This window comes from Paenibacillus glucanolyticus NBRC 15330 (assembly GCF_004000885.1).
GTDB classification, from domain to species: Bacteria; Bacillota; Bacilli; order Paenibacillales; family Paenibacillaceae; genus Paenibacillus_AQ; species Paenibacillus_AQ glucanolyticus.
The window spans coordinates 91,753-106,348 of sequence record NZ_BIMC01000010.1 but is presented as its reverse complement, the minus strand read 5'-3'; the positions used below and the strand labels follow the sequence as shown (position 1 = coordinate 106,348).

Sequence of the window (14,596 nt, the reverse complement as noted above, 5' to 3'; positions counted from 1 at the left end):
TAGGTATTCATGAAAAGAGAGGGGGAAGGGACAATCGACGCGGCCGTATTAGAGGAGTATGTTCACCAGGTTCAGGATGGGGATGCGGAAGCATTTATTCCCATTGCGAGGGAGTACCAACGTCAGTTGTACATATATTGCTGTCGACTGCTTGGAAGTGAACAGGATGCAGAGGACGCTGTACAGGAGATTTTTCTAAAGGCCTATCAATCTATTTCCGGTTATAAGGCCACTGTCAGCTTTAATGCTTGGTTGTACAAAATCGCGTATCATCATTGTCTAAATCTGCTTCATAGACGGCAGTTATCGGAGAAGCTGGGGAGATTGCTGAAGGGACAAATTTTCGCGGAAAGCGCCGAACAGGAATTTTTAAGAGGGGCATTTAGCGAACCCTTATCCCGAGCGCTTGTCAGTCTGCCCGCAGAAGAAAGAAGTTTATTGGTTCTGTACGTATTTCATGATAAGACCTATGCGGAACTGAGTGAAATCATCGGCAAAACGCCGGAAGCCGTTCGCAAAAAGCTGACCCGAATCAGGAGAAAAGTAAAAGAAACTATGATGAAATGGCAGGGGGAAGAACAATGGGAGCCATCCTTGATCCAATCGAAGAGCTGAAGCAGCATTCTGTAACAGATGATCATTTTCGCGAGATAGATATTACGTCCAGGCTTAAGCAAAATATGGAGATAAACCCGTACAAGAATACTTCAGGTTACCGATCCTTCACACGCAAAACGGTAATGTCGATCGTTATTCCGTGCCTATTATTAGCCTCCTTCACTGCGTATGCAGCATCTGGGCATATCCAGATATTGAACAATAAAGGGGAAGTAGTGGTCAAAACCATCGATCCGCCGGCGAGCCTCCCTGTCAAACTAAGCGGTTTGCTTGAGGAATACAGAGTTCGCGTCATGTCCAAACTGCAGCAAGGAGAGCTCGCTGCCTACTATATCAAGGATGACTACATCAATGAAGGCAATGGCTATGACACCTTGAATCCCGTCAAATTCGAGTATCGACCGACGGACTACCACTCCTATGAAGCTTTTCAAAAAGAGCAGGCTCGAACTTCGGCGCCTCCCATTAAGAAACCTGACAATCTGCCCGACGGGGTGAAGTTTGCATATGGACAAGTCTTTCCTCTAGGGCCGCAGCTTTACGGAGAAGAGCGTGCGCAGTACGATGCCCTGAAGCAAAGATTGATGCATCAAGCCCAGTCATCGACCAGCCAAGAGAAGTTGTTTGTGGAGAAGCTGGCATGGTCCAAGGCTTCCAATTCTGTTGTTTATCTATCTGATGGCAAGAGCAGTACAGCTATTACAATTACCGCGGGTTACGGGAAAAAGGCAAGTTTCACGAAATTCCCGGATACCTCCCCCGAGAAGGTCCAATTGAAACATATGGAGGGCATTTACCTTCAACACGAGGCAAACGGCGACCTGGTCTCATGGTATGATCCTAATCGGAGTATTGTATATGCCATTATGGTCAACGTCAAAGGGCTTGTGAATAAAGATGAGCTTCTTCAAATGGCCGAGAGTCTCATTGACGAGTAGGGTGAATGCCGCGGCTGATTATAAAAGGGGTTAGGATGTACCCAAAATTGCAGGTATGATATCAAGCTGCTAATGGAAGGAATATTGTTCCGATAGGTACACTATGGTAACATCGGATTAAGAGTCGATCGGTTGTCATCTGGCCGGTTAACCACATGCAGATTTGGAGCCTACATAAATGGGAACACCTTACTCGGCTATCATTACCCTTATTGTCGCTGCAGGCGTATTGAATATTATTATGAGTCTGTACGCGCTGTCGGGACGTTCGAAGCTGGCAACAGTCAAAACCTTCTTTGTCTTCAGTATGATGGCGGCGATTTATACGTTTGGTGCTGCTCTGGAGTTGGCAAGCGATTCGCTTCAGGAAATTCAATTCTGGATCAAGATTGAATACTTGGGCATGCCATTTCTGCCACCCCTTAATCTGTTAATCATTCTGTCCTATCTGGGCATGGAACGATATTTGAGGCGTGATCTCCAGATTGCCATGTTTGCCATTCCCGTCGTGACGATGCTGCTGGTCATGACAAACGAATGGCATCATCTTTATTACCGAGATATCGTGCTCCGCACAGGTATCTCCGGCCTGAAGGTGGATGTGATCGTAGGGCCTTGGTATATCATCCAGGGCGCATATACTTTCGCTTGTTTGATCGGTGGAGTGATACTGCTGCTGCGCAGCTGGCGCAGGATGCCATCCTACCGGTTACAGCTTGGCACCATGCTCATCGGTCTTATCCTGCCCTTGATCGGCGATTTCCTTTACCTTGGCGGTCTTACGCCAGATGGAATAGACCCGATTCCGGTCATCATGACCATAACTTCCGCACTGTATCTCTGGGCGCTCACCTCTAAAGGTTTGTTTCATGTAGCGCCGATTGCAAGGGACAATCTTTTTGCGAGTATGCGTGACGGTGTGCTCGTATTGGATCTGGACAGCAGATTGGTTGATTTCAATCCTGCGGCAGCATCCATGATGCCTGAACTTAGTGCATCAGTAATCGGCGAGCCTTTACATGATTTATGGCAGCATCACGCAACCGTGGAGCCGGTCTTCTGTTTGGAGGACAGCAGAGTCAGCGACAATGGAGATGCGGATATTCAGGAAATCCAGTGGCAGGTCGGGGGCAAAATGTTCAAGTACCAGATCAGGTCTTCCACTGTACGCAATCAGCGGGGACGGGAGGCAGGACGACTCATTGTCCTCATCGACGTCACGGAAAGGGCGCGGCTTCAGGAGGAGCTCCTGCAGATGGCATATTATGATGGACTAACCCAAATTTATAATCGGGCACACTTCATGAAGCTGAGTCGAGCGATCCTGAGCCGTGCTGTCCTCCATCGGGAGCCATTGGCTTTCCTGCTGTTTGATATCGATTATTTTAAGCGGATTAACGATGTGTTTGGCCATGATATTGGCGATCAGGCGCTGCTGCATGTTGTTATGGTGACCCGGAAGGCACTTCGTCTTGAGGATTTATTCGCCCGTTATGGCGGAGAGGAGTTTGCTATCGCAATGCCGGATATGACACCGTCTGAGGCTGAAGCGGCAGCACAGCGTATTCGTACTAAACTCGTGGCGCAGCCGTTGGTTACACCGGAAGGTCCGCTGCAGATTACAGCCAGCTTTGGCATCGCCTCGGTGAACTCAAGCTCTAGGAGCCGCTCTGGGACCGAGAATGAAGAAGACGGCGGTTCAGAAGCGGTAAGAACGGTTGCTCCATTTAACCTGCAGCGGTCCGTGGAGCTTGAACCTATAGCGAATGATGGCGAAGCAGAGATATGGTGGGATTCAGAGTTGAAGAGACTCTTGAAAATGGCCGACCGGGCGCTCTATGAAGCGAAGCGTTCCGGCCGTGACACGATTCGGGTAGCGGATGAAGAATCATAGCGAATAAGAGTTGTAATTCTGGACAAGAGAGACTGGGCGGTTTATGTTTATAATAGCTTTTGGCTATATAATAGAAGAAATACATGCAAGAATATCATCAAAGGGGAGAATAATACATGCAATGGAATGAAATCACGACACTGGAAGAATGGAATGCGATTCTGGAGAAATCCTCAGAGCGCGGTCAAGTTATTTTGAAGCACAGTACAACTTGTCCGGTTAGCTCCAATGCTCTTGCGGAATACGATTCTTATTTGAAAAAGACACCGAATGGTGATGTCGATTATACTCTGGTTAAAGTCATCGAATCCCGCCCGGTTTCCAATAAAATTGCCGAAGATCTGAACGTAAAGCACGAGTCGCCACAAATTATCTGTGTGAAGGACAAGGCCAAGTATTGGACGGCTTCGCACTGGGCGATTACGACCGAGCATATAACCGCTGTATTGGACTAAATAAGAAGGGCGATACTCCAGAGTCACCATGACTTGTCGGAGTATCGCCCTTCTTCTTGCCTCATGCTCTCAGGAAGAAGATTTGCTTCGTGCGGTGGAGCTGAGATGTTGGATCTGCTCTTCCAATACCGTGCTTGCTTTGCCTAGGAATTGTGTAATGAGTTCAAGCTCCTCTTCCGTATAACTGGAAGCCAGATCCATCATGGACGCATAAAGCTTCAGGTAAGTTTCGCTGACCTCTTCTTTATCTTCATATAAGGGAACAATAATCACTTTACGGCGGTCTTTGGGATCATTTTCCCTGCGAACATACCCGCTTTTTTCTAGCCTGTCAATTAATGCAGTTACGCTGCCTGTCGTAAGCCCGGTTAGTTTGGAGAGTTCCCCGGCTGTAATGGGGCCTTTTTCATGAAGGATATCGATGGAGATAAAGTCATTATTGTATAACCCGAGGGAGGAAGCTACCTGCTGCTGGTAAAGCACCGTTCGGGTTCCGAGTCTCCGCATGCGCAAGGTGAGATTTTCCTGCAGATCTGTTGGTTGATCTTGCTGTTTGCTTGACAAAAGCCCGAGACCTCCTTCTTAAATGTGGGTATCTTGATTATAAAGATATTCGATAGGTTACTCAATATGTAAACTTTAAGATATTTAATCCCATATGTATACAACCACCACATACCCATGGTTTTTGTGGTGGTTTTTTGTATGCAGGAATTGCGATTGAAGCTTTGTTAGCACAGATTTGCAGGTAGGGTAAACGTTTTAACGATATTGGAGTTTAGAGAAATCGGTATGGTTTGTGATATTAATGATAATGACAATGAATCCGATCATTAGTAATAAGAGTCTCAGATATATATCTAAATAATATTGACCATTGGTATATTTATACATTAAATTATAGATCTGGGGGGATCTTATTGGAACCTACAGACAACAAGACGATTAGTGCAGAATTATTAAGATATTTAAAGCAAGAGAATCTGACAATCTCCTTCTTTGCAGATAAATCGGGAATCAACTCGGGAACACTCAGCAGAATCATAAATGGACAGCAAACGATTTCTGTATCAAGTCTTGATTTAATAACCAAGGCTATGAATCTTGAAAAAGGATATTTTTATTCATTATATGCGACAGAAAGTTGCAGCTTGTCTTCTCTTGACTGGCGACGGCTTGGGCCTTTTATCCAGAGTTGCGCCGAGCTCGGGAAATTACAAATTGTAGACCAAGTCGTCAGCCTCATGATGGACAGTCTTAGTTATGCATCGCATCTTTTTGATTGTGCAGAACATTTATTTGAAGAAGGTTATAAAGATGCTGCAGTGATTATCTACCGGAAAGTGGCTGAAAGTGAAAGGTACCAGCATGCTGAGAGATTAGCCTTATGCCAGTACAGAATCTTTACATGCTCATTAACTAAGAATCAAGAGCATAATTTAGAGTGCGCTTTACAACTTGAATCTTACATTTTACGCTTAGGAGAAGCTGAGCAACTTGATGCTTTAAAGGATCTCGCGAATTTATTTTTATCTTTACGAAAATGGACAAAAGCAAGATATTATGCAAAATTGATGGGTCATGTTTCAAAAAATCTATATGAACAGAAAGTGAACCGAAAGAGCCAGAGAAAGAAGACCATAGAGCCTGCAAAGCCACTATTTGGTTACATTTTATATGCAAACTTAATGCTAGGGGCTATCTCAGCCGAAGATGCTGATTATGAAAAAGCTCTGTATTACGTTTCCTCTTATGAAGATCTTAGCTGGGTTGTAGAAACGGATGAAGAATCTGAGCAAACCAAGAAACAATTCAAGGACTGGGCCATTGGAAACAAGTATCTCTACCAGTTAATGTCTGGGAATACGGATGTATTGGAAGAGTACGTAGATTATGTTTCGGTTCGCAAGAACGAGGTGCTGATGGCCTTATTTAAAATTGTTCAAGCCGCAAATATTTATCGATTCGATATCGATAAATATCTTGAACGGTTCAAGAACATTATCATGGATCAGCTCGAAAGAAGTGAGAATGTTGGAAGTTATACGACTCAATTTTTTGATGATCGCTTTGCAAACTTTTTGACAGATGTAGGTTTATATTATCTCCGAAGAAATAATATTCATAATGGCGTTCGATATATATTGGATAGTTTGGCAGTTTCATATAAAATCAATAATACAGCAAATATCGTAAGGTGCTGCAGCACAATCGAGAAAATTCGATCCCAAATAGATTATTCTGATCTTCAAAAATACGCTGCATTCATGAAGGAGGTCTACGATCAAGATGAAGAAAAAGTTAGTGTCACTGTTGTTAATTGCTAGTCTGGTCATTGTTACATTACCCAATGTTATGATTTCAGGGAATGAAGCGAGTCCGATTATTAAGAAGCCTTATACTGCTGCAAGTCCACAGCATGGTGAAGGCGGCTGGTAATACTTAATATTCGTCTATCGAGCATATGCAGGCTATAAAAGGAAAATTGAAAAGAGGATTCCATTCCAAGATGGTAATCCAACACCCGGGACCGCGTATATCGCGGTCTTTTTCTGTTTGCCAGGCAGACGGAGACAGCATGGTTATTTTGAAATAGGAATATCTATAAAATTCGAACCGTTGTCGAAAATAACATTTTTTTGTAAGTTTATATTACTAAAGTATTAAGATTTTACGCATATAAGCCGATTATTATAGTACAAAAGATGTAAGGTTTATGAGTTTATACGGTAGTTCTGTCTATTGAACGGATTTTTCACTTAACACAAATAATGAGTGAAATGTGCAAAGCCAGAAGAACTTTGGAGGGAAGTGATCTTTACATATGACCTTTTATGAAAAATGTAATCAATTCATGAAAAGCACCGAAATTATTCACGATGTCTAGGAAAGTAGGTGGTGAAAAAGCCTGATAGAGAAAGCCCTAGCCAAAATGAAATACATAAGAGATATCAAAGGAGAGACACCGAGTGAGCAAGCCTAAAACGTTCTCAAAAGGATTGAGATTTAAGAATCTTAGTATCGTTACAAGAAATATGTTATGGACGAGTCTCTATATTATTATCACGGGTGCAATCGTTATTGGTTCCAGCTTTTATATTCAGGACAACGTGCTGACTAAGCAGCTCCAGTCAGATTCGGGTAAAATCATGGGCACCTTGGTCAATAAGGTTTCAGTTGAGGATGCAGTGGCGGTAAAAGGGGCAACGGACCGAAATGCCGATATCCAGAAGAAATTAATTAGCATTTTCGACGAATTATCTGTACTTTACCCGAACGTTGCGCAGGGCTATATTTTTGGACCGGAGTTAGAGGATGGCAACAAAACTTCGATAGTGGCTATGCCGACAGCGGTTCTCGACATGTTTGCCGAAGAGAATCTGAACCTTGGTGATTTATACGAACAGCCTAAAATCCATGCTGATGCCGTCAGAGAAATGCTGGAGACGAAAAAGCTCGTTCATACCAAAGCGTACACAGACAATTACGGTACCTGGATCACCGTGCTCCATCCTTTCCTGAGCGCCGACGGCGAGGTTTTCGCTTACATGGGTATCGACGTGGATGCAAGCCTGATCTCATCCGGTAAACAGGAATTAATAACGAGAACGGTCATGGCTTTGCTTATTACCTTGCTTGTTGTGTTAGCTTTACAGTATTTTACGATCAGACGCACCTTCGCTCCGATTCAAGCGCTGATGGGGGCGTTGGACAAGCTGAGCAAAGGCGATTTCACCGTCAAACTGCAAGCCGGAGACGATGAATTGGGGCAAGTGAATGCCAAGTTCAACACCACGGTCAGTCATATCAACGAACTCGTGACAACGATCAAATCCGTATCTGAGCAATCCGCCGAGCAATCCAAGTTCCTCTTCTCTGCTGTGGAGGTCAATAATAACAACTCTTCCGTCATCACCAAGAATATGGAGGAGATGTCTGAACGAGTAGCGCTGCAGAGCACGTCCATTACCGAGAGCGTGGTTTCGCTCGAAGAAATTTCGTCCGGGGTGTCGACCATTGCCGGCAATACGTCGGATCTCTCCGAAATCTCCTTGCAGATGAAGGAACAGTCGGAGCGAGGCAATCAAAATGTAGAGCAGGTTATCGAGCAGATGAATTCGATCGATCATTCGGTCAAAAATTCAGTCCAAATCATTGAGAAGCTGCAAAACCGCTCACATGAGATTGGTCAGATCGTTCAGGTTATCACCGAAATATCTTCGCAGACGAATTTGCTATCACTCAATGCAGGTATTGAGGCGGCAAGAGCGGGTGAAGAGGGGCGCGGCTTTGCGGTTGTAGCGAACGAAGTGAAGAAGCTGTCAGAAGAATCCAGAAAATCGGCAGACCAGATCATCGAGCTGGTCCGTTACATTCAGGAGGAAACGGCATTTGCGGTAGAAGCCATCAGCGAAGGCGAGCATAACGTCGCCAAGGGAATTGAAGTTGTTAAAGAAACCGGCGAGCTGTTTAAAGGAATGCTGCTTGCAACCGATACGGTGACCAGCCAGATCCAAGAGGTGTCTGCCGCTACCCAGGAGATGGTTGCCGAGACCGAACAGATAACCGCTGCCATTAAACAGTTGGCTGAGCTCGCAGAACGAAACTCGTCTGTGTCCGGCGAGATCCGGATCAGTGCTCAAGAACAGCAGGCGTCCTTTACTAAAATCTTCGAGTCTGCCGAGCAGATCAATCAGGTATCCGCTGAGCTGGAGGTCCTTGTTAACAAATTGCGTGTATAGTGTGATGTAACAGAAAATGTAGAGAAAAAGATGGAGCTGAAACCTTTTGAATACAACATTGATGATCGAACAAGGCAAAGAATATTGGTTGAACGAACTGCAGCTACCTTTACCGGGATTCTATCTGTACACTGATGGTCCAGCGCATCTTCAGCAGCATGAGCTCAATCGCATGGCGATTCATCTTCATATCGAGACCGATAAGATGAGGCTGCTTCGTGATTCTTACAACATCAACACATGGATGCTGACAAGCTATGCGGTTTTTCTATATCGAATGACCCACGATACCGATTTACTGATCGGTGTAAACAATCGGAAGGGGAATCTGCTTCCGCTCAGGATCAACCTAAGCGGGAGTGATACATTTACACAAGTTTATAAACAGATCTCAGCCAAAATGGAGCAGATTGAGCTTTCCGATCTATCGCTTCAGGAAATAGAAGGGCTGCACGGTCAGCCGATCAGCCTACAAACGGTTTATGGCCATGCTCATGCTCAGGGCCACAGCTGGCTGAACTGGATGGTTCATGAGGAGACCATGAATCAGTGGATACTGCATGTTTCCTATGCTCGGGCATTGTATCAAGAAGAGACGATCCTAAAATTCAGCAGGCATTTCGAGCAGCTTGCCAGCGCTGCTATTGATGATATGGATATGCCGATAAGTCAATTGCCTATGCTGACTGAAGAGGATTGGAACGCCTATACCATTCTCAATGATACGAAGAGGGATCTTCCGGATAATCCGACCATTGTAGCCATGCTGGCTTCCATTGTGGAGAGATTTCCGAAGAGGATCGCATTGTCTTCCGATCAGGAGCAAATGACGTATGAACGGCTTGACCATGTCTCGAATCAAATCGCCCATATGCTCATAAGCAAGGGTCTGCGTAAAGGCCAGTTTGTGTCCATCTTTATGAAAAGAGGGCTGGATACGATCGTCAGCATGCTTGGCGTTCTCAAAGCCGGCGGCGCCTACATCCCGCTTGATCCTTCGCATCCTGATGAAAGAAATGCTTATATTATCGAAGATACCAAGTCGGCTATCATTCTGACGCATCAGAACTTTACAGCCAAGCTGGATGGATTATTGGCTGGATTTAATTCGAAGCCGGAATTCTTCTGTTTGGATGACCAGTTCCTTCAGTATCCAACCGATTCCTGCGGCGTCCAGATTGAAGCTGAAGATTTGGCGTACATCATCTATACATCGGGTTCTACAGGCAAACCGAAGGGCGCACTAATCGCCCACCAGGGCGTTGTGAACCTGGCGCTGGCCAATCAAGAGAAATTACAGATGGATGAACGGGACGTTATTCTGCAATATTCTACATTCAGCTTTGACGCGTCGGTATATGATATTTTTGGGTCGCTGGCATGTGGTTCCAGACTGCACCTGCTGTCCGATGAGCAGCGCTTCTCCATCGATGCCTTCACAGAGGCAGTGGAAAATACGAGTGCCACGCGTGTAGCGATACTGCCTACCGTATTTTTCAATCAATTGGCGGCCTATTTGCCTCTGGAGGAGATTCAGAAGTATCGTAACATTAAGAGCATCGTGGTCGGCGGCGAGGCTTTGGCCGGGGAAACCGTTCGGATGTTCCAGAAGAAACTCCAGATTCCTATTGTGAATCTATACGGTCCTACTGAAATTACGGTAGTGGCAACAGGACATATCGTGGATTATCCAGTCCCTGATGATTTGGCTACCGTGTATATCGGGACGCCGTTTGCGAACTATGAATTGTATATCGTGAATGAACACAACGCATTATGTCCAACCTGTGTAACCGGCGAACTGCTTATCAGCTCGGTAGGCGTAGCCAAAGGGTATTTAAATCAGCCCGAGAAGACAAAGGAAGCCTTCATTCAGGACCCGATAATGCCGGAATCCGGAAAGCAGTTTTACCGTTCTGGCGATTTGGTCCGCCTGCTGCCGAATGGACAAGTGGAATACCGGGGAAGAAAGGATTCCCAGGTGAAGATCAGAGGTTTCCGTATTGAGATCGGTGAAATCGAGGATAACCTGGCTAAACACGAATCGGTGAAGGACATCGCGGTTATCCCGAGAACGGATGAAGACGGAACTAAGATATTGGCGGCTTTCTATACATCGAATGATGGACAGGCAGCTTCCGCTAAAGAGCTGGCGCAGTTCTTAGGTCAGAAGGTGCCAAGTTATATGGTTCCTAAGTATATGTGCTTTCTGGATGAGATGCCGTTATCCCCGACAGGTAAAATCGACCGTAAGAAACTTGCGTTATACGAGTTGTCGATGGATCTGGAAGCGGATGATTCCCAGTATGAAGCACCGGTTAATGAAATACAGCTGAACGTGAGTGCTGCCTGGGAAAAAGCGCTCGGCCAAACCAAAATCAGCATCCACGACGATTTCTTCGATATTGGCGGATATTCATTGAAAATACTGGAGATTCTGGTGCAACTCAAACCGCATTATCCCCATTTAAAAATCAATGACTTCTTTGTCTATCCGACGATTGCTAAATTATCGGAGAGAATTGAGGAATTGGGCAGCGCAGAGACCCCAGCTGAACTTATGGACATTTCAGGTCAGCCCATTCAGGATTTGGCTGAGTATCCGCTCGCTTTCCCTATTCGTAATGCTTTCATAGGCTGCGAGTACACCCAGCAGCACATACTGCTGACCGGTGCGACAGGATATTTGGGCTCACATCTACTGCATGAGTTATTGCGTCAATCCACTGCAACCGTGTATTGCCTGGTTCGTCCTTCGCAGCATATGGAACCTTATGCCCGCCTTGAGCAGATCATGACCGGCTATTTCGGAGAAGGCGTTAAGTCATTGATGGATAAACGGGTTGTGGCTATTCAGGGAGATTTGGAACAAGAACATCTTGGCCTGCGCATAGAAGATTGGGTATGGGCACAGCAGCACATCGATTCCATTATCCACTGCGGAGCAGAAGTGAAGCATTTTGGCGACTCCGACTATTTTGCCAGAGTCAATGTAGAGAGTACGGATCGTCTATTGACATTAGCTCAGAGCAGACCTCACATCCGCTTCCATTTTATATCTACGCTCGGTATCCCTGAGGATCTGGCACTCGGTGGCCAGTGGGATGCTATCGTTGCAGGATCAGGATATGAAGAGTCGTATATCGAGAATGTCTACACGAACAGCAAACTCGAAGCAGAGAAGCTGGTCATCAAAGCGGGTATGGAGAGAGGGATTGCGGCAGCCGTTTATAGAGTTGGTAACTTGTCCTGTAACTCCGAGAGCGGTATGTTCCAAAAGAATATCGACAACAATGCTTTTTACCGAATGCTCAAAGGTATGCTGCTCTTAAAGAAAGCACCTGACGTGCAGTGGCAAGTGGATATTACGCCGATTAATTATGCAGGAGAAGCCATTACCGCGTTGGTTCTGCAGCAGGAAACCGTCGGACGAGTATTCCATATCTGCAATCCGGTCGCTATCCCTTATGAGGAGATGGTGGAGCACTTTAAGGCCATTGGCTATGATATTTCCCTGATGCATTGGAAGGAATATGAGACATGGCTGTTGGATCCACAGCAGCCGAAAGACAAGGAAGGCCTGGAACTGGCAATGGCACAGTTTGAAGGTGATGGGGCGAAGAATTCTGTTTATCGGTATACTTGTCCTCAAACGACGGAGTTCCTGTTACAATCCGGAGTGAAATGCGCTGTGCCAGATCAGCAGTTCTTCAGAAAAATGGTGAATTATGCTTCTGATATCGGATATTTTGTTAAGCCCTAGTATGTAGATACATCCAAGAAAGGAACCGCGAATCCTCTTCGCGGTTCCTTTCTTGATAATATACAAACAGATTGAACGTTTCGACATTTTTCGCGATAATAGAGCTATGTAAACGATGCCACGAAATAAAGGAATGATTCAATGAACTCTTCGTTACAGCCTAATCTCATTACCAAGTTGATCCAGCATTCAGCGAAGCCACCAGAACGGCACGGATCGGCAGCCAGTTAGAAATTTTACTTCTCTTGGGACAGGCCTACGCATTACAAGAACTTCCGGATTCTTCCTTGAGTGCTATCGGGAGGGCCATATTGATCGGGCAACCGAGGATTATGTCCGTATCTTTATAGATGAAGGCCGCCCCATGCTCCAATTGCTTCAGTAGTGGACAAAACAGTTTCAGGGAGATCATAAATCGTATGAGTTTGGTTACGCCAATCATTTGCTGGATACGTTTAAACGTGATCCGGAATGCGATGATTTCAAGTCAGTCCATGGGAGCGGGTATTTACGAGATTCATTTCACCAAGCGGGAACTGGAATTGCTAGTCCTCATAATGGAAGGAAGCTCCAATGAGGAAATTGCCCAAATGCTCATGATCTCAATCGGAACCGTGAAACGATACATTCATAATATTTTCAAAAGTTAGAGGTTAAAAACAGGGTGCAGGCTGTCAAGAAAATTAAGGAGAACCACTTGATCCGAAGATGTCTTTTATGATGCGAGTATGGTACGATCATACTGATTTTATCCAGTAACGATGAGGTGGCTCATGAGTAACGAACAATGGAAGCAGGCTGAAACCGCATTATCTCGAATGGAGGTTATTAAAAGCGGAGACAATGATCCTGTGACGATTGAAGGAGAATCGGACGATCTGCGCTGTATCGGAATAGGTACAGATGCCGCTGTATTTGTCTACGAACCCTTGCCTTCTTACGCATACAAATTGTATGCAAGTCAGGCGCTTCCCAAGAAGGAAGCGGAGATTGAAGTTTATCATAAGCTTACGGGCAGCCCCTATTTTCCGGTGTTTTATGGAGCAGGTGAGCGCTATGTCGTGATTAGCCATGAATCGGGGTTAACCCTGTATGACTGTTTGCTCTATGGTGTATCTATCCCTAAGCAGGCAATTGATGACGTCGAAGCAGCTCGAGCTTTTGTCCGGGACAAAGGTCTTAACCCACGCGATATTCACTTAAAGAATGTATTGCTGCAGGAGGGGAGAGGCAAAGTGCTCGACGTGTCAGAGTATATTCAGGACGGGAACGACAAGAGGTGGGAGCATCTCGTATGGGCGTACGACAATGTCTACCCGCTGCTGGAAGGCAAGAAGCTGCCGCTTTGGGTACTGGAGGCTGTAAAAAACGGATATTACCGTCTGGATCCATCCAGCGTAAATATGCAGGAATTTGCGGATCGAATTGGCAGATTGTTTTTCAGAAAATAACCATGCTAATTCTTATTGTTCATATGGAAACAAACGAATGGGGAGTCGTGTATTTAACGGCTCCCATTCATTTTCTACTAAAGCCATTTAGATGAAGATCATATATTTTGCATATATTTTAAGAAAGCATAGGTTTGATATTCAGTAACCCTAAATCAACGGATGTCTCGATATAACCAATGATCTGATCAAGCGTAAAGACCTGAAGGCTTTCGTTTAAAACTTCTATATCGTACTCCATATCGCCTAATACATAGGGAATGAATTCTTCCACATCACTCGACTTGACTTCTTCCAAATCAAGTATGGCAGAAGGATACCGGAGTATGCTGCCCAATATATCAGTAAAACCGTAATATTCTAATAATTTTCCATTCAGCACATGAAAATCATGATGGTATAAACGATATAATTCCGTATTGGCTTCCATTCGGTTTCTCAACCAGGGGAGATTAAAGCCCTTCAGCCAGATATCATCCGCAATTAAATGTGTAAAATATCCGAGTATATAGGGGCTGTCTGCTTGCGAGCGATATTTATGCAGAAACCCTTTATAATCAATGTGTCTTGAATGATCCAGTACCTCACCTCGAAAGAAATGCGACAAGTCTTTGGGTGAGACGGCGTCCGGAGCAACGCTTCCAAGTAAGAATGCTGTTCTCTCTCCTATCGAAAGGATATCTGCCATTCGATTAGCAATGATCAAGTGCATGATTCTCGAACCCATAGCACTCT

12 protein-coding genes are annotated in these 14,596 nt (G+C 45.1%); 10 read left to right on the top strand and 2 right to left on the bottom strand.

Annotated features, from left to right (window positions below):
• Positions 1 to 9 precede the first annotated feature (9 nt).
• From PGL02S_RS15935 to ytxJ, 4 genes are all read left to right on the top strand, one after another.
• A complete protein-coding gene (locus PGL02S_RS15935; protein WP_006209989.1) occupies positions 10 to 615 on the top strand; it encodes an RNA polymerase sigma factor in 606 nt (201 codons plus the stop codon).
• Positions 582 to 1,556 (top strand): hypothetical protein, encoded by a 975-nt coding sequence (locus tag PGL02S_RS15930; RefSeq protein ID WP_036642745.1) that lies wholly within the window; start codon positions 582 to 584, stop codon positions 1,554 to 1,556. Before PGL02S_RS15935 ends, PGL02S_RS15930 begins: the two co-directional genes overlap by 34 nt.
• 178 nt (positions 1,557 to 1,734) lie before the next feature.
• The gene (locus PGL02S_RS15925; RefSeq protein ID WP_036642744.1) at positions 1,735 to 3,450 is read left to right on the top strand and encodes a histidine kinase N-terminal 7TM domain-containing diguanylate cyclase; all 1,716 of its coding nucleotides are present in this window, start codon (positions 1,735 to 1,737) and stop codon (positions 3,448 to 3,450) included.
• 116 nt (positions 3,451 to 3,566) lie between these two features.
• Positions 3,567 to 3,905, top strand: coding sequence for a bacillithiol system redox-active protein YtxJ (gene ytxJ, locus PGL02S_RS15920; protein ID WP_006209993.1), 339 nt, complete (start codon positions 3,567 to 3,569; stop codon positions 3,903 to 3,905).
• Between the two features lie 69 nt (positions 3,906 to 3,974).
• On the opposite strand, the gene PGL02S_RS15915 is transcribed toward ytxJ, so the two are convergent.
• Positions 3,975 to 4,412 carry a MarR family winged helix-turn-helix transcriptional regulator gene (locus PGL02S_RS15915; protein ID WP_228029980.1) on the bottom strand — a complete coding sequence of 146 codons (438 nt, stop codon included), beginning with the start codon at positions 4,410 to 4,412 and terminating at the stop codon, positions 3,975 to 3,977.
• 413 nt (positions 4,413 to 4,825) lie between these two features.
• On the opposite strand from PGL02S_RS15915, the gene PGL02S_RS15910 reads away from it, so the two are divergent.
• From PGL02S_RS15910 to PGL02S_RS15890, 6 genes are all read left to right on the top strand, one after another.
• Positions 4,826 to 6,232 (top strand): helix-turn-helix domain-containing protein, encoded by a 1,407-nt coding sequence (locus PGL02S_RS15910; protein ID WP_006209996.1) that lies wholly within the window; start codon positions 4,826 to 4,828, stop codon positions 6,230 to 6,232.
• Positions 6,195 to 6,344 (top strand): hypothetical protein, encoded by a 150-nt coding sequence (locus PGL02S_RS28225; RefSeq protein ID WP_155984630.1) that lies wholly within the window; start codon positions 6,195 to 6,197, stop codon positions 6,342 to 6,344. Before PGL02S_RS15910 ends, PGL02S_RS28225 begins: the two co-directional genes overlap by 38 nt.
• A gap of 530 nt (positions 6,345 to 6,874) precedes the next feature.
• Entirely contained in the window at positions 6,875 to 8,647 is a 1,773-nt protein-coding gene (locus PGL02S_RS15905; protein WP_006209997.1) for a methyl-accepting chemotaxis protein, read from the top strand.
• 46 nt (positions 8,648 to 8,693) lie between these two features.
• Positions 8,694 to 12,410: a non-ribosomal peptide synthetase family protein gene (locus PGL02S_RS15900; RefSeq protein WP_051449287.1), complete on the top strand. Its 3,717-nt coding sequence runs from the start codon at positions 8,694 to 8,696 to the stop codon at positions 12,408 to 12,410.
• A 419-nt stretch (positions 12,411 to 12,829) separates the two neighbouring features.
• On the top strand, positions 12,830 to 13,060 hold the full coding sequence (locus PGL02S_RS15895; RefSeq protein WP_036642741.1) for a helix-turn-helix domain-containing protein: 231 nt from the start codon (positions 12,830 to 12,832) through the stop codon (positions 13,058 to 13,060).
• A 123-nt stretch (positions 13,061 to 13,183) separates the two neighbouring features.
• Positions 13,184 to 13,861, top strand: a complete 678-nt coding sequence (locus PGL02S_RS15890; protein WP_036642739.1) for a serine/threonine protein kinase — start codon at positions 13,184 to 13,186, stop codon at positions 13,859 to 13,861.
• 118 nt (positions 13,862 to 13,979) lie between these two features.
• Here PGL02S_RS15890 and PGL02S_RS15885 read toward each other — a convergent pair whose 3' ends face one another.
• On the bottom strand, positions 13,980 to 14,588 hold the full coding sequence (locus tag PGL02S_RS15885) for a zinc dependent phospholipase C family protein (RefSeq protein WP_036642737.1): 609 nt from the start codon (positions 14,586 to 14,588) through the stop codon (positions 13,980 to 13,982).
• Positions 14,589 to 14,596 lie beyond the last annotated feature (8 nt).

Bases quoted from the DNA above. Each gene is read 5' to 3' on its own strand.
- PGL02S_RS15915 (WP_228029980.1), bottom strand. From the start codon at position 4,412: ATGCGGAGACTCGGAACCCGAACGGTGCTTTACCAGCAGCAGGTAGCT.
- PGL02S_RS15895 (WP_036642741.1), top strand. From the start codon at position 12,830: ATGAGTTTGGTTACGCCAATCATTTGCTGGATACGTTTAAACGTGATC.
- PGL02S_RS15890 (WP_036642739.1), top strand. From the start codon at position 13,184: ATGAGTAACGAACAATGGAAGCAGGCTGAAACCGCATTATCTCGAATG.
- PGL02S_RS28225 (WP_155984630.1), top strand. From the start codon at position 6,195: ATGAAGAAAAAGTTAGTGTCACTGTTGTTAATTGCTAGTCTGGTCATT.
- PGL02S_RS15925 (WP_036642744.1), top strand. From the start codon at position 1,735: ATGGGAACACCTTACTCGGCTATCATTACCCTTATTGTCGCTGCAGGC.
- ytxJ (WP_006209993.1), top strand. From the start codon at position 3,567: ATGCAATGGAATGAAATCACGACACTGGAAGAATGGAATGCGATTCTG.
- PGL02S_RS15885 (WP_036642737.1), bottom strand. From the start codon at position 14,588: ATGGGTTCGAGAATCATGCACTTGATCATTGCTAATCGAATGGCAGAT.
- PGL02S_RS15935 (WP_006209989.1), top strand. From the start codon at position 10: ATGAAAAGAGAGGGGGAAGGGACAATCGACGCGGCCGTATTAGAGGAG.
- PGL02S_RS15930 (WP_036642745.1), top strand. From the start codon at position 582: ATGGGAGCCATCCTTGATCCAATCGAAGAGCTGAAGCAGCATTCTGTA.